The sequence below is a fragment of the Eubacterium sulci ATCC 35585 genome, assembly GCA_001189495.1.
Classification (GTDB): Bacteria; Bacillota; Clostridia; order Peptostreptococcales; family Anaerovoracaceae; genus Eubacterium_B; species Eubacterium_B sulci.
The window spans coordinates 455,448-477,621 of sequence record CP012068.1; the positions used below are offsets into that span (position 1 = coordinate 455,448).

Consider the following 22,174-nt stretch of genomic DNA (forward strand, 5'->3'; position numbering starts at 1 on the left):
TGAAAGCACTTGAAATGTTTGATAAGGCAGTTGATATTGCCAAGGACAAAGAAGTCATAGACTGGTGTATGGAGCCTATAGAATGCAGCAGTATCGAAGGTTTTCTCATGGAACACAAAGCCGAGTTTCCTAAGATTTATGCAGAATATGTAAATTATAAAAAATCAAAGCTTGACAAGTCTGACGAGTATGATGCTGAATATGAGAAGAGGTGGCAATATACCACAAGGGTATCAAAGAAGATAGCGGGTCACTATGGTGTAAACTGGATCTTTGATCAGCACAAGTATTCCAGATATGCTTTTTCTGTGGAATTTGATGATGCCATGATAGAGCGTTTCGGTGAAGACTGGCATGTGCACGACATAAATACTCCTATAAATGCAGATGAGTTACTTGTAGTATATAGGGCATGGATAAAGAGCAAGGATCAGCTTCATGAGAATGAAATGCTTTTTAGTAATGGAGAGCTCATAGAAGAAGAGCGTGATAACGGAATGTGGCAGGTAGAGATAATGGCTTATCTAAAACCTGACGATGGAATCAGCTTCAGCTTAGAGGAATTGATGTTCAAAATCCACAATCTCATGGCCAATAAGGAACTTCGAGGCAATGTAAGCTTTGAGGGATTTGACAATATCGGTTTTTTCGATAAGAAAACAGGAAAAGAGGATAGAGCAAACGGACTGCCGACAATATTAGTATGCTGCGGTAGCTGATGGTTTGATTTTGATATAGTAAAGCCTATGGGAAGTCTTGACGGAGATATATACTTTGGCTATAATTTGTGTAGTTATTACATGATAGAATAAGGAGAATTCAAGATGGGATTGATAGCTAATTATCAGCTTGTAAATGATCAAGAATTGGAAAAGATAATGGACCCGGACCTGGATCCAGAGGAACTGCTCGAGGATCTGGAGGAGCTAGCCGAAGAACAAGAGGTATTTTTAGATATCGATAAGATGTGGGATGTACTGCACTTTGTTTTAACTGGTGTGAGTTCAGATGAACCACCAGCTGATAATCCTCTTAGCGAGGCTATTGTGGGGGTAATATCTGCAGAAGACATGGATGATTATGTAGCTGTCACCGAAAAGGATAGGGTGGCTGAGATTCTGTCTGCACTTAAGAGCTTTAATATAGAAGAAGCTCTAGATAAGTTTGATATGGAGGCGTGCAAAGAGGCAGGACTTTACCCTAACATCTGGGATAAGGATGATGAAGGATTGGCCGATGCACTTCTTGATGAAATCGAGGCCTGCTATAATGGACTGGTTACTTTCTATACGATGGTGCTCGAGGCAGAAGGCAACGTTGTCGTAACAATTCTCTAGTAAACAGATAAAGTAAGAGGAACTTCATTATGAAGTTCCTTTTTTGTGTCCAGCTTAAAAGTAAAGTGGCTGATTATATCAATTTAATTTTCTTCTTCTTCGCTCTTGGCATCGGCATATCCAATTTCAGCGAGTACAGATTCTAGATTTTCCTCAAAGAACTCTAGGAATTTCTGTGTTGCAACCGAAGCTGCATTTCTATCTTTGATAGTTAGCACTATGTCTCTGTAGAATTGAGGAACTGTTGGTTTGCTAATAATCTTATACGGAGTCTTTGTGAGCACGAGCTTGCCCATATATCCGAGGCAAAGCCTGTTTTCAATCATTGATAGTATTAAGGAATTGTCCTTGCTTGAATGTACTATATTTGGAGTAATATTTAGCTGTCTTAAAATTCCACCTGCTTCTTTTGGGGAACCCTCATCGACAATTATCATAGGTGTTTCCTCAAATATCTCGACAGGAATATCGTCTCTATTTGCATATACTCCTTCTTCGCTCATGACTGCAACAAAAGGATCACGGCACACATGAATTGTCTCAAAACCAGGAAGTGTAGGCGAATCGATGAACCCAAAATCGATTGAGCCCTTGGCTAGCCATGATTCAATCGCAAGATTATCTCCCTCGCGAATTTCTATATTTATGTTAGGATATGCATCTTTAAAAGCTTTGATTATAGGCATGAGGATATGGCATGAAACACTCGAAAATGTACCAAGTACTATGCGACCAGACTCTATACCCTTGAGCTTAGATGCCTGTTTATAAATATTTTGCTCTGCGTTGCTGAGTGCTTCGATATATGGAAGCATATATTTACCATCGGAGGTCAGCCAAATACCTGTCTGGCTACGGTTTAAAAGGGTCAGCTGAAGTTCCTTTTCTAGAGAACTGATAATCTGACTTACCGCAGACTGGGAGTAGTTACATTCGGCAGCAGCCTTGGACATGCTACCTAATTCGATTACTTTTAGAAACATCGTGTATTTAGAAAAAACCATACTCACCTCCAAAAAATTTACTACATTGCATATTTTATCACTAAAATGTGTTAAACGGGAGAATATTTCAGTAAATTACACAAATATCTATACAAAAGCATATTAAGTTTTTTGAATTGGGTCATTAGAACAATTTATACTTAGTTAAGTACAATTGCTTATGGGATATCTATATGATAATATATGTATATAGGTATAATTTTTTAAGTAATATTATTCAAAGGTATACAAAATGAAACTGATTTTACAAGATATAGAAAAGAGCTTCGGTGAAAAAAATGTTCTAGCAGGTTGCAGCTGCACTTTTGAGCAGGGAAAGATTTATGGGCTTCTCGGTAGAAATGGTGCAGGAAAGACAACTCTATTTAATTCAATATACGGAGAGTATAAGGATGTTAAGGGTCAGGATTTGATAGAGGACGAAGAAGGACAGCGCATGCTTCAGAGCGATGATGTTGAACTGATTTATGCACAGCCTATGCTTCCAGAGTTTCTAACGGGCTACGAGTTTATTAAGTTCTACTGCGATGTGCATGCAAAGGACCGCAATATTAATATTCCTGAGCTTTTTGCAAGCCTCAGTTTTGATATAAATGATGCAGACAGAATCATCAAAGGTTATTCATCTGGAATGAAGAGCAAACTGCACATTATGACTCTGCTCATATCAAAGCCAAAAATCATGTTGCTCGATGAACCTTTGACTTCACTTGATGTTGTTGTAGCTGAGGAAATCAAGAATATACTTCTTAGCTTTAAGTCTGATCACATCATAATTCTATCTACTCATATTATGCAGCTCGCTAAGGATATGTGCGATGAAATCGTGCTACTAAAAGATGGAAAACTCAAGGAGCTGGCAGAGCTCGACAAGAATTCGGCTGACTACGAACAGGCAATAATTTCAAGTCTAGTTAGCGATGAGGCTAGGGACAGCGAGGTTTAAGATGGGATTGATAAATACCTACAAAATCATTCTGAGTGTAAATGCAGCGGTACTATGCAATAATCTGATTTACTTTCTCAGAAGGATTCCTATTATAAAAAATATCATAGGTGAACATCTTTATGCAGCATATGGTGCAAAGGATGTCATCAAAGTCTTTGCAATCCTGCTCAGCTTCATAAAGTCGCTATTTGGTACAGTTATATACCTAGGAATGTTCTTTTATGTGCCATTTATCTTTGTGAAAAGCAATGATATTGATATCAGTGGCGAAGATGTTCGGCTATACTGCCTTACAATATTCTTCTTCATGAACTATTTATGTGGAGGTCTATTCGCGCATAAGCTTAGGCCAGATTCAGATGATAGAACCATGATGATGCTCAGGTATCTGAAGCTAAATCCAAAGAATTACTATATTTCTCAGACCATTGTAGATTATGTAACCAAGCCTTTGATAATGCTAATACCTATGCTCATAGGAACAAAACTAGCTGGTATTCCGCTCCTAAACGTGCCCATCCTTTTGATTGGTATGATTTCGGTGAGAATATTTATAGATGGCTGGGAACTTCTGCCGCTAAATATGTGGATCAACGAAAAGAACGTGACTATGGTTACGAAACACATGACTTTTACCGTGCTTTGCCTTGCCGGAGCTTATGCACAGTTTTTCCTTGAAAGCATAAGAAGGATTGAACATGCATATATCCCGTATATTGTAAGTCCGCTTGCGATACCTGTTTATCTTTTGATCGCGGCATGTGGACTTCTTTTGATAAGACGCTTTGATGATTACCCTGAGCTTGCAAGACGCGAGATTAAGGAACTTGAAACAGTTGAGGAAATCAAAGTTGGAACAAACGCCAAGGCTATGGTTCTCAAAGAGGAAGAGCTTGACATGCACGAAAGCAAAAGCGCGTCAAAGAAGAAAGGCTACGCATACCTTAATGCCATGTTCATGCAGAGACATAGAAAGATATTCTTTAAAAGAACGGTTAGGACTGCAATTGTAGCCCTCATAGTTCCAATTGCTATAGGAGTCATTAGCAAGTATTTAGGAAAGGGCTTAATGGCTGATATCATGGGACCTATTGGAATATGGATATTTATTATATATGTTATAGCTTTTAGAGAAAATTATACAAAAGCTCTATTTAATAACATAGATAAGTACCTGCTTTGCTACAAGTGGTACAGAAAGCCAGAAGCTATTTTGGGCAGCTATTTTATCAGACTCAAATCAAGCTTTTTGATGAATGGTTTAATGACGCTTCCGCTTATTGTGGGGCTTACAATCGGTGGAGTAATAGCATCGGTGAATGCTAAAACTATTTTGATGCTTGCGGTAATGCTACTGGTGCTCACGCTGTTTTACTCTGCGCACTACCTGACTATGTATTATTTACTTCAGCCGTACACTGACCAATCAAAGATAAAAAATCCAATATACTCGATATCGAGCACGCTTATCTATGTATTCAGCTTTGCAATGATGCAGATGAAAAGCGTTCCGAGTTGGCTATATATACTGATTTGTGTGTTTGTGCTCGTTTACCTAACGGTGTCGATTTCTTTGATGAAAAGGATTGCACCAAGGACCTTTAAGCGCAAGGAGTAATTTACTTACTAGCCGATTTATGGTATAGTTATTTGTGTATTTCACAGAAATGGAGGTAGTGATGGTAAATATTCTTGTATGCGATGACGACAAGGAAATTGCGGGCGCACTAGAGATATATCTGCGTAACGAAGGCTACAATGTATTTAAGGCATACGATGGAATGGAAGCACTGAACATCGTCAAGCAGAACCAGATTCATCTGATTCTGATGGATGTAATGATGCCAAATCTCGACGGAATCCAGGCGACTATGAAGATTCGCGAGGAGAATAATATTCCTATCATCATGCTATCTGCTAAGAGTGAGGACTACGATAAGATAATCGGACTTAATGTCGGTGCAGATGATTACATTACCAAGCCATTCAATCCCCTTGAGCTAATTGCTAGAGTCAAGTCACACCTGAGAAGGTTTACAAGGCTTGGCAGCATGGATGCTGAGAGCAAGGAAGGCATCTATACCAGTGGAGGGCTAGAGGTCGATGACAATGAGAAGAAAATCACAGTCGACGGTGAGCTGATTCCAGTGACTCCAACTGAGTTTGGAATTCTTAAGCTTCTTACTCAGAATGCTGGCAAGGTATTCTCCATAGAGCAAATCTATGAAAGCGTATGGAACGAGTCTGCATATAACCCTGAGAATACGGTTGCCGTGCATATCCGAAGAATACGTGAGAAGATAGAGATTAACCCTAAGAACCCTAAGTACCTCAAGGTGGTTTGGGGCATAGGATACAAGGTTGAGAAGCTGTAACATATATGTGAATGAGAGGGCGATTATATGAATTAATCGCTCTTTTTTACTGAGTGGTTTTAGATCAAAGGGGAATATGGCTTTAGGGTCTTGCTTATATTATTTACTTTGTATGAGGAAGTGTATATAATTAAATAAGACAAATTTGGAGGTATAAGATGCCTTAGGGCATTGCAGAAGATATGAAAGAATTTTACATTAACGAGCTGAAGAGCAATATGGAAATCATCGACTTTTTCATGGTTAAGTCGATAGGAATCAAGGTGGGATCTAACAACAAGCAGTACCTTGATTTACACCTTGCTGATAACACTGGCGAGGTCAGTGCCAAGAAGTGGGATGTCTCAGAAGGAGAGCAGCCTGCACTGTCTGCGATTAAAGAGGGAAACATTGTCAAGGTAAAGGCTCAGGTTACTGAATGGAATGGAATGAAGCAGCTTAGAGTTCTAAGAATACGCAAGTCCACAGAGGCGGATGTGCTTGAGCTGTCTGATTTTATCAAGGCAGCACCAGAGCAACCAGAGGATATGTATAGATTCATAACTGACTGCGCTAATGAGATCAAGGACGACGATTTAAGAAGGCTGACAACTAAGCTTTTAGTTGATAACAAGGATAGACTCTGGTACTATCCTGCTGCATCGAGAAACCACCATGCAGAGTATGCAGGGCTCTTATGGCATATGAAGAGAATGATTATGTCTGGCAAGGCCCTTTGCAAGATTTATGATTTCCTCAATGAGGACCTTGTAGTTACAGGTGTAATTATCCATGATATGGAGAAGCTCAACGAGATTGATGCGAGCGAAAACGGAATCGCATCAGGATACTCTATGAAAGGTCAGTTGCTTGGACATATAGTTCAGGGCGTTACTATGATAGATGAACTGTGCAAAGAACTTGGTATTGATGAGGAGAAGGCTATTGTCCTTGAGCATATGATTTTGACTCATCACTATGAGCCTGAGTTCGGAAGCCCTAAGAAGCCGATGTTCCCCGAGGCTGAGATTCTTCATTATCTAGATGTGATGGATGCTAGAATGTTCGACATGGAAGAGGCGCTTGACGGCGTTGGTCCTGGTGGCTTCAGTGAAAGAGTTAGAGTGCTTGATAATAGAAGAATATATAGACCTTTGTTTACTAGCGAAGAAGAATAGTTTACAAATATAAGTTTGTATATAAATACAAAATTAACGGTGATTTAATACATGCAGATGATTGAAGGCAATATTGCCGAGATTATTTTTAGAAATGAAGAAAACGGATATACTGTCGCTATCCTAGAGCTAGAGGATGAGTACTGCACTGTAGTTGGCAATCTGCCGAGCTGCAACAAGGGAAGCAGATTCAAGCTTGTGGGTAGCGAAAAGGCTCATCCAGTTTACGGTGAGCAATTTGCCTTTGATGAATTTGAGGAGGTATTGCCTCAGGGCGTAAGGGCTATATTTGATTTTTTGTCTTCAGGAGTAATCAAGGGTATCGGGCCTTCTACCGCTGCAGCGATAATCGATAAGTTCGGTGAAGATGCTCTTACAATAATGGAGGAAAATCCAGATAGACTTATCGAGGTTAATGGAATAGGTGAGAAGACTGCGGCTAAGATTACGGAGTCTTTTTCTGCACATAGGCAGTTTGCTGAGATATCTATGGCATTTCAGAAGTATGGGATTTCATCGGCACAGGCTCTTAAGCTATTTAAGCAGTTTGGTGTTTATTCTGTCGATATTATCGAGGAGAATCCATACAGACTTATCGATGAGGTCAGGGGCTTTGGCTTTCGCAAGGCTGATCTAATCGCAGAGAAGATGGGCGTTAGCCGTGATAGTGATATAAGAATTAAGAGCGGAATCAAATACGCTCTTTCCTTTTTTGCAGGAGAAGGCAATACTTATATGCCTAGAATAGAGCTTTGCGACAGGGTTTGCGAACTGCTAGATGTTCCTGAGGAACTTATTGAGGAAAGTCTAATAGAGATGGCCTTTGAAGGCATGCTCAAGATAGATAGACTTGATACTCAGGAGGTTGTATATCTATACAGCTTTTTCAGTGCAGAGCAAAAGGTTTGCAGGAACCTGCTTAGACTCAGCGAAGGTAGATTAAAACCTCTTTCTACAAATATAGATAACCTTATCAGGGACAGCGAAGTAAGCAGTGGAATTGAGCTTTCAGATCAGCAGAAGAATGCAGTAATCAACTCTGTAAACCACGGTATTTCAGTGATAACTGGTGGACCTGGTACGGGCAAGACCACTATCATAAATGCGATTATTAGAATTTTTGAGGCGAGTGGCCTAAAGACTGCAATAGCTGCGCCAACTGGTAGAGCAGCAAAGCGTATAACTGAAACTAGTGGTCACTATGCTTCTACGATTCATAGACTCTTAGAATACTATTTTTCGGATGAAACTGGAGAGACGGTATTCGGTAAGTGCGATGATGATAGACTCGATTACGATGTTGTGATAGTCGATGAGTCTTCAATGATAGATTTACTTTTGATGAAGGCCCTTACAGATGCGCTTCAGACTGGAACAAGACTTATTTTGATTGGTGACTGCGACCAGCTACCTCCAGTGGGTGCTGGGGATATTCTTCGTGATCTAATTGAGAGTGAGTTTGTATTTACAACAAAGCTCAGCTCCATATTCAGGCAGGCTGAGGAGAGCCTCATAATTGTCAATGCTCATAGGATAAACTCGGGTGAATACCCTTATGTGAATGAGAAGGAAAAGGATTTTTTCTTTATGGAACGAACCGATGAGCAGAGCATCGTAGCGCTAATTAGCGAGCTTGCGACAACTAGACTGTCGGCATACTACGATGGTATAGACCCTATCAAGGATATACAGGTTTTGACACCTGTGCGAAAAGGGGCTCTTGGTACTGCTAGTCTAAATGCTGAACTTCAGAAAATGCTAAATCCACCAGATCCTTTGAAGACCGAAAAGAAACTTGGAGACAGGCTTTTTAGAGAAGGCGACAAGGTTATGCAAACCAGAAATAACTACCAGATTGGATGGAAGAAAAGGCGTGATTTCAGCGAGGGTCAGGGCGTTTTTAATGGAGACATCGGATATATACACAGCATAGATAACGATGCCGGGCAGATGACAGTTATCTTTGATGAAGATAGGTTTGTTAGCTACGAGTTTGGACAGCTAGATGAAATAGAGCTTGCTTATGCTATGACGGTGCATAAGAGTCAGGGCAGTGAATTTCCTATAGTAGTTATGCCTGTGTCTTGGTTTCCACCTATGCTTGCAACACGTAACCTGCTTTACACTGCAGTAACTAGAGGTAAGAAGGTCGTCATTCTTTGCGGAATGCAAAGGCGCATGGAAGCTATGGTTGACAACAATCGAATAAAGCTCAGATTTTCGGGACTTAAGCATAGACTCAGAGCTCTTATTGGAAGGAGTATAATTGGCTCAAACGAAGAAACTTTGGGAAATGAGATTTAATGGGAGAAACTGAATATATAGATATATCAAAGCAAAGGTCTAAGTCAGGAATTAGGAATGCAATAAAGATGGTAGCAGAGCTAGCCTTTCCACCAAGTCTCTACTGTGTATGTTGTGGAAACATCATTGATTCTACGAGAACTTATTCTCTTTGCGATCACTGCATGGACCACTTTAGATGGGACACTGAAGAAGGCGCTTGCAACGGAAATGTACGCTTAATTAGATGCGTGAGCTATGGTATATATGAGAGAAGTCTTATCTTTGATTTAAAGTATAGGGGAAAGAAGCATGTTGCTAGAGTCATTGCAGAGATAATGGCAGATAAGATTTTGTCACTGGAGCTTGAAGTCGACTATATCGTACCCGTCCCGATGTTTAAGGAAAAAGAGAAAAATCGAGGATTTAATCAGACAAGACTCATTGCTGATTTTCTTTCAAAGGAACTTTCTTGTAATGTGGCTGACTGCCTTGTGCGCACAAGAGCAACAAGGCCTATGCGAGGGCTTAGTGAGGAGCAGCGTGCAGAAAATATCAAGGGAAGCATCGCTGTTGCTTCAGATTTTGATGGATTTAACAAGAAAGCAAGAGTAGCGGTACTCGATGACTTTTACACTACGGGAAGTACGGCAAGGGAATGCATTCGTGCTCTTAAGGTAACAGGGGCAGAAGAGATTATATTTATTGCTTTTGCAAGTCGCTAAGCGGATAAATAATTTAAAAGAAAGTCGCTCTAAGAGAAGTTTAGAGCGATTTTTTTATTGAATCATCCAAGCAGAAATGTTATAATTTATCTGTTAATTTAAAACAATTTCAGGGGAATTGAGTGAAAATCTCAAACGGTCCCGCCACTGTAATGAGAAGCCTGCGTTCTCAGAGTCAGATTACCTGTATTGTTTGTTTAAGTCTTATTCTACGAGCGATGGAAAGGATTTGTGCAGATTGCTATTATGATGCCGATTATTTTGCAACCTCGTAAGGTTGCTTTTTTTATGCGCTTGTAGATAGAAAATGGGAGGAAAAGGTGTTTACAGTAAGAAAAAGGAATTTTGCTAGGTTTGCAGTAGTATTTCTAACGCTTATGCTCGTTTTGACTGCAAGCATGACTAGGGACTTCGCATATGCTAATGGTGAAAAATATTCCGAGACAGAAATATCCGAGGCTAATAAGGCACTGGATGAATTCATGGCGGGTAGAAATAGCTACCTGATTACAAATGGGGGTACATGGAATCCTGAAAAGGAATATGGAAAAATGAAGAGTGACGATGGTCTAACCTACACCATAGGCTATAAGATGTCGGTAGGAAATGAGGCGGATTTTACAAGTCTAAACTTCAACTTCAACAGGTTTGATAAGTATAGAGCGACGGTCTTCTTTGAGGGAAGTGCACTCGATGCAAAGACTGCTCCTAATGGAAGTCAGAACACGATTAAGATAAAAAGAAGACCGAAGACGCAGGATATCGTTGTAAATGCAAGGCTTGCTTTGTTTAGAAAGAGCTCTGTAAGTACCCACGTTCAGCAGGGTAAGGTAGATCCGATTGCTGAGAGAAATATCAAAATCATATTAAAAGCACCAAAATCTGAGAATGCACCTGTAAGGGTTTCAGTCAAAGTATTTGACAAGGAAAGCAGTCAGGAAATTTTGAAAGGAACAAGCAATTTAGCTCTAAATGTGTATGAGGACCAGGCAGGAAAGAAAATCGTATACAATCTCGACGCCAAGTATGACTACAATCTTGAGAAAAACAAGACTTATTACATAAGTGCAAGGGCTGATGGCTACGAAGATTTCTTTGAGGCATTCGTACCAAAGGAGCGCGGGGAGCATAGAGTTCTTCTAACAAAGAAGGACGATGGCTCTAAGGAAAGTTCGATATGGAACTTTGATAAGGATACGAAGACGCTAAAGGGATATAAGGCGGGAGAAAACTACAATAACCCATCTGTTCTAGAAATTCCGGCAAGCATAGACGGAGTAGCTGTCGAAAAAATAGACAAGAATGCATTTAAATATGCACTTTGGGGATCGAATGTAAAAAACTCCATAACAGAGCTTTATATTCCAGCTAGTGTAAAGATTATAGAAGCAGAAGCTTTCAAAGGTCATAAAACACTTACAAAACTGAGCATTGAAGATGGCTCGCAGCTTGAGAAAATCGGTGATTCAGCCTTTATGTCAGCAAGTCTTGATGAGCTGAGCTTGCCAGCTAGCGTAAGGGAGATTGATGACGATGCCTTTAGTATGAATAACATCAAAGCACTAAGGCTTCCAGAAGGTCTAGAAAAACTAGGTAGAGGCGCATTCGGATGCAATTTGATAGAGAAGGCTACACTACCAAGTACTCTCAAAGATTTGCCTAAGACAGCAAACGGAGTATTCTACAAGAACTTCAGCGAGAAAGCAAAGGGCTCTGCATACAAGGGCCAGCTTAGATATGTCCAGGTGATAGATAAGAGCGGAATCGCAACCACCTTCAACACGGGTGGTGTTGTAAATCCTGTACCTGTTACAATCAAATATGTAAATCAGTTCGGTGAGAGCATACGCGAAGATGATGTGGTTTATGGATGTAATTTCAACACTACATACGAGCAGTATGGAAAGGTGAGTCTAGGAGCTGGAGACAAGAGCTTCCTAAATAGCTATAGAGGTTCAAACGGCACAAATACAGGAAACACCGCAACTGAGATTTTCAAGCAGGAAAAGCTCGCTAATGCTATCATCGGAGAAAACTTCTTTAGAGATGGCAAGGAGTATGTTTTCAGCAAGAACAGCGCGCCATACATAGAGGGACATATCAGACCTCAGGAAGATGTGCATAAGACGATAACAAGCACAGACAATGTAGTTGAATTTGTATACCAGACAAAAGAAAAAATAGTTGTCGATAAGACAGAGCTTCAAAATACAATAAGGTCAGCAGAGGAATCAAAGAAGGATATCAAAATTAGCTCTGATGGTAAGGACATAGAGCCAAAGGACAAGTGGACTACGTCTATGGCTGTAGAAGCACTCGATAGTGCGATTGCGGCGGCAAAGTCTGTAGATGAAAATGCAAGAGTAAGACAAGAAGCAGTCGACAAGGCAAAGGCTGATTTGCAGGAAGCAATGAATAGCTTTGAAGCAAGTTTCAAACAAGGAATGAAGGAAGAAGCTAAGCCAGTAGAACCTGAGAAGCCAGAGCCAGGCAAGACAGAGCCGGTTAAGCCTGCAGAGCCTGAGAAGCCAGAGCCAGGAAAAACTGAGCCGGTTAAGCCTGCAGAGCCTGAGAAACCAGACTCAGGCAAGACCGAGACAACCAAGCCAGTAGAACCTCAGAAGCCAGATACAAGTAAGACTGAGCCAGTCAAGCCAGCTGTAGCAACAAGAACAAATAATAGCCTTGTCGCTCCTAGAAGTGAGGCTAGCAAAGTGAGTCAGAATCTAGATAAGTCTATAGCGTCTGAGAAGAAGACGGATACTGATACAGTCAAGAAGCCTGATGAAAATCAGAAAAATACAGAGCTAAAGGCTGCTGATAAAAATGCAAAGAACATGGCGGTTTTAAATAACGGTGATGAAAGCAAGGATAAAAAAGAAACAGATAAGCTTCCAAATTATCTGATCTTCATAGCTGTATTTGCAATCGCAGGCTTAGCCGCTCTATATAAAATAATCATGGCAGCAAAGCAAAGGTAATCTTAATAAGTCCAATGAAAAGGGGTGGCTATTTAGCCATCCTCTTTTCGTTGACAAAGCGCCAGGATTTTGATAATAATTAGATACAGCATTTTGTTTGCGTCTGTGGAGGAAGATCCATGCCAGCTATGGGCGAAAGGATCCACGTAAACCGTGAGAAGAGCTCGCGGCGATCATGGCATAGTTTAGAAGTAAGTCCTCGGAGAAACTCCGGTCAAGGCAAGTGTGGGGGCAAAGACCAGGTCAGGCAAACAGGTGCTGTTTTTGTTGCATTTTTTCACATAAAAATTAAAATCTTTTCACAATTTATAGCGTAGTTTTATAAAAAAAGTGGTATAATAAAGAAAATCGTAGCTTTGCTATGATGCATAACTGTACATCCTTATAGCAAAGCGGTAAAGGAGGCATTTATGAATATCAGAATTACAGGGAAAAACTTCAACACCTACAAGCATTTGGAAGAAACTATCGACAAAAAATTCGAGAAACTAGGCAAGTATTTTTCCGACGATATTGATGTCAATATTGTTCTTTCGCAGGAGAGAGGTAAGGACAAGATTGAGGTTAATATAAATGCTAAGGGAGCAAGATTTAGAACAGAACAGGTTTGCGATGACATTTACGAGGGCATTGATAAAGCTACTGATAAGCTTGCTTCGCAGATGTCAAGGCTCAAGGGTAAATTGCAGAAGCGATATCACGATAATAGGTCGGTTAAGTTTGAGGCAATTCCAGACCTAGCTAAGGACAGCATAGTAGACAGGCACATTGTTAAGACCAAAGTTCTTGAACTTATGCCAATGGATGAGAAAGAAGCGGCTCTTGAGATGGAGATGATCGATCATGATTTCTTCGTTTTCCTAAACGACAAGACAGACAAGGTGAATGTTGTTTACAAGAGAAAAGATGGCAACTACGGCTTGCTTGAGACAAAGCATTAGAGCATTATAATCCTTGCGATTTCAATAGATGATTTAATAAGCTTGGCAGTGTCAAAATCTAGATGTTTGATTTGGCAATGAGCCTGCTGTGAAATAGTTGTGAAAAGACCGTGTCATAATCGAAAAATCGATTGCTGGGCGGTCTTTTTATTGGGCTAAACTATTGAATTTTGGCAAGTTTTTTAGTAAAATTGTATAAAATATCAAAGGGGACAAAGGCATGAAGGATTTTATTATTAACCTCACGACTGGATTCGGAATCAAAGATGTACTCGACATCCTGATCGTAGCTCTAATCGTATATAAAGTGCTTGATTTTATCAGAGAAACTAGAGCTCAGCAGCTCGTCAAGGGTATCTTTGTTTTAGTAGTAGCATTTTTAATTTCCGATGTCTTACACCTATACACACTTAATTGGATTCTCAGGGGAACTATGACTATCGGAGTTGTAGCCCTAATCATTTTGTTCCAACCAGAACTCAGACGTGGACTCGAGTACGTAGGCCGCGGAAGGTTCATGCCTAATAAACTCAATAGACTAAACAGCGATAAATCCAAAGAGATAATAGACGAGTTTGTCAAAGCTGCAGATGAATGCTCTGCAACTATGACAGGAGTTTTGATTGTTATCGAGCGAGAAGTTTCCCTTGGAGACATAGCAGATACAGGAACAGTTATAGATGCAGAAATATCTGCGCAGATGATAGGAAACATCTTCTATAAGGGTGCACCTCTTCACGATGGTGCAGCTATTGTGCGCGGAGACAGAATATATGCAGCAGGTTGCGTTTTGCCACTCACAGATAACAAGGACCTAAACAAGGACCTCGGAACAAGGCATAGGGCAGGTATAGGAATAACCGAAAACTCCGATGCGGTGACTATCATCGTCAGCGAGGAGAACGGAGTAATCTCTGTTGCTCAGGGAGGAAGACTCACTAGATTCCTAGATGGCAAAGGACTTGAGAAGCTACTTCTCAATCTTTATCTTTCTAACGAAACTGTTGAGAAGAGACCTATATCATTTCTCAAGAATGTGGTAGGAGGCAAGCAGAATGACAAGAAATAAGCGTCTAAATGTCGCAATAGCAATAGCGATAGCGATAGCACTTTGGATATATGTAGTTGGAGAAATTGATCCTTCAGCGGTTAAGACGGTTCACAATGTGCCTATAACAACTCTTCATACAGATGTTCTCACAGATAGAGGGCTAGCAATTAGCTCTATGACATCACAAATGCTAGATGTAGAGGTTAGTGGCTCTAGAACTGCAATAGCAAAGCTAAAGGCTGGAGATATCACAGCTTCTGTGGACCTTGCTTCTGCATCAAAGGGCGAAAATGAAGTTAATATATCTGTTAGGGTTCCTAGTGGAATAACCATAGACAGCAAGAGCATCAACAGTATCAAGGTAATGGTAGAATCTCTAGTTAGCAAGAATGTGCCTGTAAAGATCGTTTACAACGGTTCGTTCAGTGATGACGAGGAGGGAACAACAGTCTCGATACAGAATAGTGAAGTTGAGGTAACAGGGGCAGAATCAATCGTTAAGCTTGTAAGCTATGCAAGGGGAACGGTCGACGCATCTAGAGTTAAGGATGTGGAGAGTGCAAACACATGCAAGCTCATACCAGTTAGCAAAGAGGGTAATAAGGTTGAGAATGTAACGCTTTCTAAGAAATCAACATCGGTAATATCGATACTATCAAAGACCAAGACCGTAAACCTAAAAGTTTCGATAAGTGATTATTCATCAGATGGAGCAACTCGTAAAACGACAGTTCCAAAGAAGGTTATCATAGCCGGAAGAGCAGATGTCATAAAATCAATAAGCAGTGTAAGTGCAGATGATGTTGATATTTCGAATATCTCTAAGAGCACGGATATCCAACTCGAATTCTCATCGCTTCCAGAGGGAGTTACAATCTCTGAGAAGAACGCAAATCTCGTGGTAAAGGTGACTGTGAGTCAGCTTGGAGAAAAAGTTTTAAAGATTGGTAAAAGCGAGATTAAGATAACAGGCGAACAAAGTGATCTCAAGTATGAGATTCAGGAGTTGTCCTTTGTAAATCTAACCGTTACAGGAGATGAGGATGCGGTAGAAAAGCTAAAGTCAAGTGATTTTGAGCTCGTAATAGATGTATCAAATGCCCAAAGAGGTGATAATCAGATTCAGCTCAGCGTAAGCGGTGATACTAAGAATTTCTCCGTTACTTTAGATCCGCAGTTTGTAAACGTTAAGGTGAGCAACAAGTAATAGGCTTTAGGAATAGCTAGGAAGGAAGAAATATGGGTAGATTATTCGGCACCGACGGTGTAAGAGGTGTGGCAAACTCCGAACTGACACCGGAGCTTGCGTTTAACCTGGGTAAGGCTGGTGCAGCTGTATTGAGCCAAGGTAACAAAAGGCCCGTAATCGTTATAGGTAAGGATACAAGGCTTTCGGGAGATATGCTCGAAAATGCTTTAGCAGCTGGAATACTCGCAGTCGGCGGAAATGTAATTAAAGTCGGAGTAATACCAACTCCTGCGGTTGCCTATCTAACAAGATATTATCGTGCAGATGCAGGTATAGTTATATCAGCATCTCATAACCCATTTGAATATAACGGAATCAAATTCTTTAATGGGCAAGGATATAAGCTCGATGACTCGATAGAAGAAAAAATCGAGGATATAATTATGAGAGGTATCGATGCCAATGCTCACGTTACAGGCGACCAAATCGGCAGATGTCTAGAAGCAGAAGAATCAGCGACAGAACTCTACTGCAATTCCCTTCTTGAGACAATAGATATAAGCCTTGAGGGAATGAAGATAGTTTTAGACTGTGCAAATGGAGCTGCTTTTGAGATAGCACCTAAGGTTTATAGAAAGCTCGGAGCAGATGTTACAGTAATAGGTGATGAACCTAACGGAATCAACATCAATGAGGCTATAGGGTCAACTCATCCAGAGAAGCTTCAGAGAGAAGTTATAAGCTGTCAGGCTGACCTTGGACTTGCCTATGATGGAGATGCAGATAGACTCATAGTGGTCGACGAGAAGGGCAATGTAATTGACGGAGATAGAACCATATGTATCTGTGCAAAGATGCTCAAGGATGCTGGCGAGCTAGGAGTTAACAAGGTTACAACAACGGTAATGAGCAACCTAGGCTTCCACAAATATGTCAAGGAAGTTATAGGAGCTGATATAGAAGTTACAGGTGTTGGAGATAGATATGTTCTGGAGTCAATGCTAAAAACTGGTAGCGTAATCGGTGGTGAGCAGTCAGGACATATAATTTTTAAGAATTACACTACGACTGGTGATGGTACTCTTTCATCACTTCAGTTTGTCAAGGCACTAGTGGCTAGTGGAAAGAAGGCCTCGGAGCTGTCTGAGGAAATCGAGCTCTTCCCACAGGTTTTGGTAAATGCAAGAGTAAACAATGACAATAAGAAAATCTTCATGAATGACGAAGAAGTTAAGCAGAAGATTGCTGATGTAGAGGCAAAAATTGGAGAAGACGGACGCGTTCTTATCAGGCCATCAGGTACAGAGCCTCTCGTTAGAGTCATGATTGAAGGTAAGGACACAGAAGTGATAAACGAATTAGCTGAAGACCTTGCTGCTCTAATTAGCAGGAAGTTTCACTAATCAAAGTCGCAATAGGCAAACCGAAAGACAGCCTAGGAGATAAGGAAGGAATATATTATGTGCGGAATAGTAGGCTATGTAGGATATGATGAAGCCGCTGGCAAAATCATAGAAGGTCTAAAGAAATTGGAATATAGAGGTTATGACTCATCAGGAATAGCCATTCTAAGCGATAAGGGAATAGAGCTAAACAAGTGCAAGGGCGAGATCAAAAACCTTGAGAACATGATAGCGGGAAGAGTTCCTAGTGGAACCTGCGGTATCGGACACACAAGATGGGCAACGCATGGAGCCCCATCAGATGTAAATTCTCATCCACACATGGATCAGAGTGGAAGAGTTGCTCTTGTTCACAACGGAATCGTAGAAAACTATGTAGAACTCAAGGAAACTCTTGTTAACGAGCATGGAATCAAGTTTAAGTCAGAGACAGATAGTGAAGTTATCGCTCAGCTTGTTGGCGTTAAGTATAATGCAAACGGCGGCGATCTTGAGAAGGCCGTTTACGACGCAACAAAGGAAATGCGCGGAACCTATGCTATAGGCGTTATCGCAGAGGATACTCCTAACAAGATAGTTGCTTACCGCAAGGAAGCACCTTTGATTGCAGGTCTCGGCAAGAAGAGTAATTTCATCGCTTCAGATATTCCAGCTTTGCTGAAGTACACAAATGATATATTTTTGATTGAAAACGATGAGATGGTAATTTGCACTCCTGATTCTATAACTATCAAGGACAAGGATGGCAAGGAAGTTAAGCGTGAGGCCATGAAGATTACATGGAGCGTAGAGGACGCTGAGAAGGGCGGATACGAGCACTTCATGCTTAAGGAGATAAACGAGCAGCCTAAGGTTGTCGCAGAGACTCTAAACCGCCGTATCGACGAAGACGGAAAGATTAAGCTTGACGGAATCAACCTAACAAAGGAAGAACTCGACAAGTACAATAAGATATACATCGTTGCTTGCGGAACTGCTTATCATGCAGGTCTAGTGGGTAAGTATGTGATTGAAAAGATGGCGGGCATTGCTGTTGAGGTTGATGTAGCCTCAGAATTTAGATACCGCGATCCTTTCATCGATGAGAAGACTCTTTTCATCGCAATAAGTCAGTCGGGAGAGACCCTAGATACTTTGATGTCGCTTAGATTAGCAAAGGAAAAGGGGGCTAGAGTTCTTTCCGTTGTCAATGTAGTGGGAAGCTCAATTGCTAGAGAATCAGACGATGTGTTCTATACATGGGCAGGACCTGAGATTGCAGTTGCATCAACAAAGGCATACACAACTCAGCTCGTTTGCATGTATTTAATCGCGCTTTACCTTGGAGATATACGTGGAACACTTACAGATGAGTATCGTAAGTTCATTCTTGAAGAGCTCCAGCAGATTCCGGAGAAGATTCAGGAAATCCTTGAGGAAGCTCCATATATCGAAAAGCTTGCAAAGAGACTTTACAACAAGACTCAGGTGTTCTTCATCGGAAGAGGATTAGACTCTGCAGTCGCATACGAAGGCTCACTAAAGCTCAAGGAGATTTCATACATCAATTCATTTGCGATTGCCGCAGGTGAGCTAAAGCACGGAACCATCGCTTTGATGGAACCAGATACAGTAGTTGTTGCTATGGCGACACAGGATAGACTCTTTGAGAAGATGTACTCAAACATTATCGAGGTTAAGGCTCGTCTTGCACATGTTGTTTCGATTGCTAAAGCAGGCAACGAGCAAATCAAGGATGCAAGCTCAGAGGTAATCTACATTCCGCGCTGTGATGATGAGGTTTCACCACTTCTTACAGTAGTACCACTGCAGATCTTTGCGTACTATGTAGCTAAGGAGAAGGGCGAAAGCATAGACAAGCCAAGAAACCTAGCAAAGAGTGTTACAGTAGAATAGGAGATAGAAATGACATACGAACAGATAAAGAAACAAGCTGAAGAGGCTATCAAAGAGCTGTTAGAAAAAACGCATTTGAAGGCGGGCGACATCTTTGTTGTTGGCTGTTCGTCCAGTGAAATAAAGGGTGAGAGCATAGGTAGAGGCTCAGACATCAATGCTGCAGAGGCAGTTTATGAAGCCATATATCCAGCGCTACAAGAAAGAGGCGTTTACCTTGCTGCCCAGTGCTGCGAGCACCTAAACCGCGCCATCATAGTGGAGAGGGAAGCTTTGCGAGGAAATGAAGAAATCGTAAATGTTGTACCTCAGCTTCACGCAGGCGGATCTTTTTCGGTTACTTGCTACAAGAATTTTAAGGACCCAGTTGCTGTCGAATACATCAAAGCAGATGCCGGCATGGATATAGGCGATACTTTGATTGGAATGCATCTGAGAGCAGTTGCTGTTCCTGTGCGCATATCTGTTAAGCAGATTGGAGAGGCACATCTTGTTTGCGCTAGAACAAGACCTAAGTTCATAGGCGGAGAAAGAGCTGTCTATGATGAGCATCTATCAGGTGGAGACATTCCTAGATAGAAGGCGTGGAGGAAATAATGTACGAATTTGATGCACAGAAAACAAAGGACAGAATTGTTGATTGGATAAGGGCTTTCTTTGATGCAAATGGCAAAGCCTGCAAGGCAGTAGTTGCAATTAGTGGAGGAAAGGACAGCTCTGTGACTGCAGCGCTATGTGTTGAAGCACTTGGCAAGGACAGAGTGTTTGGAGTTTTGCTCCCAAACGGTGTTCAGGCTGACATAGATATGTCCATGCTTCTTGTAAACCATCTTGGCATAGAGCATGCGGTTATAAATATCAAGGATTCTTTTGAAGGACTGACGGGAGAGCTTAAGGAGAAGCTTCCAGTAGAGGTAAGTAAGCAGACTTTGACTAACCTTCCTGCAAGACTGAGAATGGCTGCGACGTATGCGGTTTCTCAATCGCTTAATGGAAGAGTCGCAAATACCTGTAATCTTTCAGAGGACTGGGTTGGATATTCGACTCGCTACGGCGATGCAGCTGGAGACTTCAGTCCGCTTTCTAGACTAACAGTTCAGGAGGTTAAGGCTGTCGGAAGAGAGCTAGGGCTTCCAGAGGTTTTAGTCGATAAGGTTCCAATTGATGGACTTTCTGGGCTGACAGATGAGCAGAATCTTGGATTTAGCTACGAGACCTTGGACAAGTATTTGCGCACAGGAGTTTGTGAGGATGCCGAAATCAAGGCTTTGATAGATAGAAAACGCAAGATGAACAAGTTCAAAATTGAACTTATGCCAGCTTTTGAATACGATGCACCTATACTTGCAGATGATGAGAGCAGTAGGTAGGGAAAGATGAAATTAGAAAAGCTTTTTAATGAATATATGGGAAGCGAGCAGGGGGAGCAGAATATTGCTTCCCTTGTTATAGATTCCAGGAAGGCAAGTGAAGGATGCCTTTTCTTTGCCGTAAAGGGCCTTGAGGCTGATGGACATGCCTACATACCAATGGCCATAGAAAAGGGTGCAGTTGCAATAGTTTGCAGTGATAAGCAGGATGAACGCGAGGGCATCACTTACATATATAGAGATGATGTGATTGGTGAAATCGGAAGATGCAGCAGTGTATTTTACGGAAACCCTAGCACTAAGATGACCATGTACGGCGTGACAGGAACTAATGGAAAGAGTACAACAACCTGCATTATCAAAGACCTTCACGAGAAGGCCTGCGGAGAGGGCTGTGGATATATGGGAACCATTGCTGTTAGATACGGCGATGTAGACGAAAAGCCGAGCCTTACGACTCCAGATGCAATTGAAATAAACGACTATCTATCAAAGATGGAAAAAGCAGGCATGAAGAGCGTTTCCATGGAAGTGAGCTCTCACGGACTTGCACTTAGAAGAACTGAAGGGCTTGACTTTGATGTAGCCATATTTACGAATTTTACATGGGATCACCTAGATTTTCATAAGACTATGGAAGCGTATTTTGAGGCAAAAAAGAGTCTGTTTGTAGGGCTTAAGCCTGAAGCGATAGCTCTACTAAATCTAGATGACGATAGCTTTGATAAGCTAAAAGAAGCATGCAAGTGCAAGGTGCTAAGCTACGGAACAAATGCTCGTGCTGACTACCGAATAAAGGGACTAATTATGAGTTCTGGTGGCTCTGAATTTGACCTTGTGCTTTCAGAAAAGGCTTGCGGAAAGCATGAAGGCGCATGCTATCACATAAAGACTAATATCGTAGCAGAGTATAATATTTTGAATTTAACTGCAGCTATTGCGGGTCTTCATTGTCAAGGCTTTGAAATGGAAAAGTTAATCGAAGCATGTTTAGATGTTAAGCAGGTCGATGGACGCATGGAGCGCGTAGAAAACGAGCTTGGTATAGACTTGATTGTCGATTATGCTCATACACCTGATGGCTTTGATAAGATGTTTGAGTTTGCACGTAGGGTCAAGAAGGATAGAGGCAAGCTTTATGCAGTCTTTGGATCTGCAGGAAAGCGAGACAAGGAAAAACGCGAGGTTCTTGGCAAAATTGCGAGCGAAAACTGCGATTACATAATTTTGACGGAAGAAGACCCTAGGGACGAGGCTGCCTGCGATATCGCAAAGCAGATAGCTTTGAAGATGCCTAAGGAAGCTTACGAGTTTATCGATAACAGATATGAAGCTATATCAAAGGCCATAGCTATGGCAAAGCCTGGCGATATGGTCTTGGTACTCGGCAAAGGTGATGAGAAATATCTCGAGCGCTCAAAGGGCAAGGAAAGCTGGATGGGCGACGAAAAGGCTGCAGCAGAAATTGCTGCTAATCTTGCAAGTAAATAAAGTAAAAAATAAGGGCATCTAG

At 41.3% G+C, this 22,174-nt stretch carries 17 protein-coding genes and 1 pseudogene; 17 read left to right on the forward strand and 1 reads right to left on the reverse strand.

What is annotated here, in order from left to right:
* Nucleotides 1–824 precede the first annotated feature (824 nt).
* Complete coding sequence (locus ADJ67_02150) at nucleotides 825–1,337, forward strand: hypothetical protein (protein AKT46604.1); 513 nt, start codon at nucleotides 825–827, stop codon at nucleotides 1,335–1,337.
* Nucleotides 1,338–1,495: 158 nt separating this feature from the next.
* On the opposite strand, the pseudogene ADJ67_02155 reads toward ADJ67_02150, so the two are convergent.
* Nucleotides 1,496–2,341: pseudogene (locus ADJ67_02155) on the reverse strand (hypothetical protein).
* 232 nt (nucleotides 2,342–2,573) lie between these two features.
* Here ADJ67_02155 and ADJ67_02160 point away from each other — a divergent pair.
* The 16 genes from ADJ67_02160 (at nucleotide 2,574) to ADJ67_02235 (ending at nucleotide 22,152) form a co-directional block, all read left to right on the forward strand.
* Nucleotides 2,574–3,287 carry an ABC transporter ATP-binding protein gene (locus ADJ67_02160; GenBank protein ID AKT46605.1) on the forward strand — a complete coding sequence of 238 codons (714 nt, stop codon included), beginning with the start codon at nucleotides 2,574–2,576 and terminating at the stop codon, nucleotides 3,285–3,287.
* A 1-nt stretch (nucleotide 3,288) separates the two neighbouring features.
* Nucleotides 3,289–4,908: a hypothetical protein gene (locus ADJ67_02165; GenBank protein AKT46606.1), complete on the forward strand. Its 1,620-nt coding sequence runs from the start codon at nucleotides 3,289–3,291 to the stop codon at nucleotides 4,906–4,908.
* 61 nt (nucleotides 4,909–4,969) lie between these two features.
* Entirely contained in the window at nucleotides 4,970–5,665 is a 696-nt protein-coding gene (locus ADJ67_02170; protein ID AKT46607.1) for a PhoB family transcriptional regulator, read from the forward strand.
* Between the two features lie 182 nt (nucleotides 5,666–5,847).
* Complete coding sequence (locus tag ADJ67_02175) at nucleotides 5,848–6,822, forward strand: CMP-binding protein (protein AKT46608.1); 975 nt, start codon at nucleotides 5,848–5,850, stop codon at nucleotides 6,820–6,822.
* Between the two features lie 51 nt (nucleotides 6,823–6,873).
* Entirely contained in the window at nucleotides 6,874–9,126 is a 2,253-nt protein-coding gene (locus ADJ67_02180; GenBank protein ID AKT46609.1) for an ATPase AAA, read from the forward strand.
* Nucleotides 9,126–9,830 (forward strand): hypothetical protein, encoded by a 705-nt coding sequence (locus ADJ67_02185; GenBank protein AKT46610.1) that lies wholly within the window; start codon nucleotides 9,126–9,128, stop codon nucleotides 9,828–9,830. The genes ADJ67_02180 and ADJ67_02185 overlap by 1 nt, the downstream gene beginning before the upstream one ends.
* 320 nt (nucleotides 9,831–10,150) lie before the next feature.
* Nucleotides 10,151–12,811 (forward strand): hypothetical protein, encoded by a 2,661-nt coding sequence (locus tag ADJ67_02190; GenBank protein AKT46611.1) that lies wholly within the window; start codon nucleotides 10,151–10,153, stop codon nucleotides 12,809–12,811.
* A gap of 119 nt (nucleotides 12,812–12,930) precedes the next feature.
* On the forward strand, nucleotides 12,931–13,128 hold the full coding sequence (locus ADJ67_02195; protein ID AKT46612.1) for a hypothetical protein: 198 nt from the start codon (nucleotides 12,931–12,933) through the stop codon (nucleotides 13,126–13,128).
* Between the two features lie 93 nt (nucleotides 13,129–13,221).
* Nucleotides 13,222–13,752: a hypothetical protein gene (locus tag ADJ67_02200; protein ID AKT46613.1), complete on the forward strand. Its 531-nt coding sequence runs from the start codon at nucleotides 13,222–13,224 to the stop codon at nucleotides 13,750–13,752.
* A 220-nt stretch (nucleotides 13,753–13,972) separates the two neighbouring features.
* On the forward strand, nucleotides 13,973–14,821 hold the full coding sequence (locus ADJ67_02205) for a membrane protein (GenBank protein AKT46614.1): 849 nt from the start codon (nucleotides 13,973–13,975) through the stop codon (nucleotides 14,819–14,821).
* Complete coding sequence (locus ADJ67_02210; GenBank protein ID AKT46615.1) at nucleotides 14,808–16,010, forward strand: hypothetical protein; 1,203 nt, start codon at nucleotides 14,808–14,810, stop codon at nucleotides 16,008–16,010. The genes ADJ67_02205 and ADJ67_02210 overlap by 14 nt, the downstream gene beginning before the upstream one ends.
* Before the next feature lie 32 nt (nucleotides 16,011–16,042).
* Nucleotides 16,043–17,395 carry a phosphoglucosamine mutase gene (locus tag ADJ67_02215; GenBank protein ID AKT46616.1) on the forward strand — a complete coding sequence of 451 codons (1,353 nt, stop codon included), beginning with the start codon at nucleotides 16,043–16,045 and terminating at the stop codon, nucleotides 17,393–17,395.
* Between the two features lie 57 nt (nucleotides 17,396–17,452).
* A complete protein-coding gene (locus ADJ67_02220; GenBank protein AKT46617.1) occupies nucleotides 17,453–19,291 on the forward strand; it encodes a glutamine--fructose-6-phosphate aminotransferase in 1,839 nt (612 codons plus the stop codon).
* Between the two features lie 9 nt (nucleotides 19,292–19,300).
* Nucleotides 19,301–19,870: a hypothetical protein gene (locus ADJ67_02225; protein AKT46618.1), complete on the forward strand. Its 570-nt coding sequence runs from the start codon at nucleotides 19,301–19,303 to the stop codon at nucleotides 19,868–19,870.
* A gap of 17 nt (nucleotides 19,871–19,887) precedes the next feature.
* Entirely contained in the window at nucleotides 19,888–20,661 is a 774-nt protein-coding gene (locus ADJ67_02230) for an NAD synthetase (GenBank protein ID AKT46619.1), read from the forward strand.
* Between the two features lie 6 nt (nucleotides 20,662–20,667).
* Nucleotides 20,668–22,152: a hypothetical protein gene (locus ADJ67_02235; GenBank protein ID AKT46620.1), complete on the forward strand. Its 1,485-nt coding sequence runs from the start codon at nucleotides 20,668–20,670 to the stop codon at nucleotides 22,150–22,152.
* Nucleotides 22,153–22,174 lie beyond the last annotated feature (22 nt).

Bases quoted from the DNA above. Each gene is read 5' to 3' on its own strand.
- ADJ67_02200 (AKT46613.1), top strand. From the start codon at position 13,222: ATGAATATCAGAATTACAGGGAAAAACTTCAACACCTACAAGCATTTG.
- ADJ67_02210 (AKT46615.1), top strand. From the start codon at position 14,808: ATGACAAGAAATAAGCGTCTAAATGTCGCAATAGCAATAGCGATAGCG.
- ADJ67_02205 (AKT46614.1), top strand. From the start codon at position 13,973: ATGAAGGATTTTATTATTAACCTCACGACTGGATTCGGAATCAAAGAT.
- ADJ67_02180 (AKT46609.1), top strand. From the start codon at position 6,874: ATGCAGATGATTGAAGGCAATATTGCCGAGATTATTTTTAGAAATGAA.
- ADJ67_02165 (AKT46606.1), top strand. From the start codon at position 3,289: ATGGGATTGATAAATACCTACAAAATCATTCTGAGTGTAAATGCAGCG.
- ADJ67_02230 (AKT46619.1), top strand. From the start codon at position 19,888: ATGTACGAATTTGATGCACAGAAAACAAAGGACAGAATTGTTGATTGG.
- ADJ67_02170 (AKT46607.1), top strand. From the start codon at position 4,970: ATGGTAAATATTCTTGTATGCGATGACGACAAGGAAATTGCGGGCGCA.
- ADJ67_02220 (AKT46617.1), top strand. From the start codon at position 17,453: ATGTGCGGAATAGTAGGCTATGTAGGATATGATGAAGCCGCTGGCAAA.
- ADJ67_02150 (AKT46604.1), top strand. From the start codon at position 825: ATGGGATTGATAGCTAATTATCAGCTTGTAAATGATCAAGAATTGGAA.
- ADJ67_02225 (AKT46618.1), top strand. From the start codon at position 19,301: ATGACATACGAACAGATAAAGAAACAAGCTGAAGAGGCTATCAAAGAG.
- ADJ67_02235 (AKT46620.1), top strand. From the start codon at position 20,668: ATGAAATTAGAAAAGCTTTTTAATGAATATATGGGAAGCGAGCAGGGG.
- ADJ67_02185 (AKT46610.1), top strand. From the start codon at position 9,126: ATGGGAGAAACTGAATATATAGATATATCAAAGCAAAGGTCTAAGTCA.
- ADJ67_02215 (AKT46616.1), top strand. From the start codon at position 16,043: ATGGGTAGATTATTCGGCACCGACGGTGTAAGAGGTGTGGCAAACTCC.
- ADJ67_02160 (AKT46605.1), top strand. From the start codon at position 2,574: ATGAAACTGATTTTACAAGATATAGAAAAGAGCTTCGGTGAAAAAAAT.
- ADJ67_02195 (AKT46612.1), top strand. From the start codon at position 12,931: ATGCCAGCTATGGGCGAAAGGATCCACGTAAACCGTGAGAAGAGCTCG.
- ADJ67_02175 (AKT46608.1), top strand. From the start codon at position 5,848: ATGAAAGAATTTTACATTAACGAGCTGAAGAGCAATATGGAAATCATC.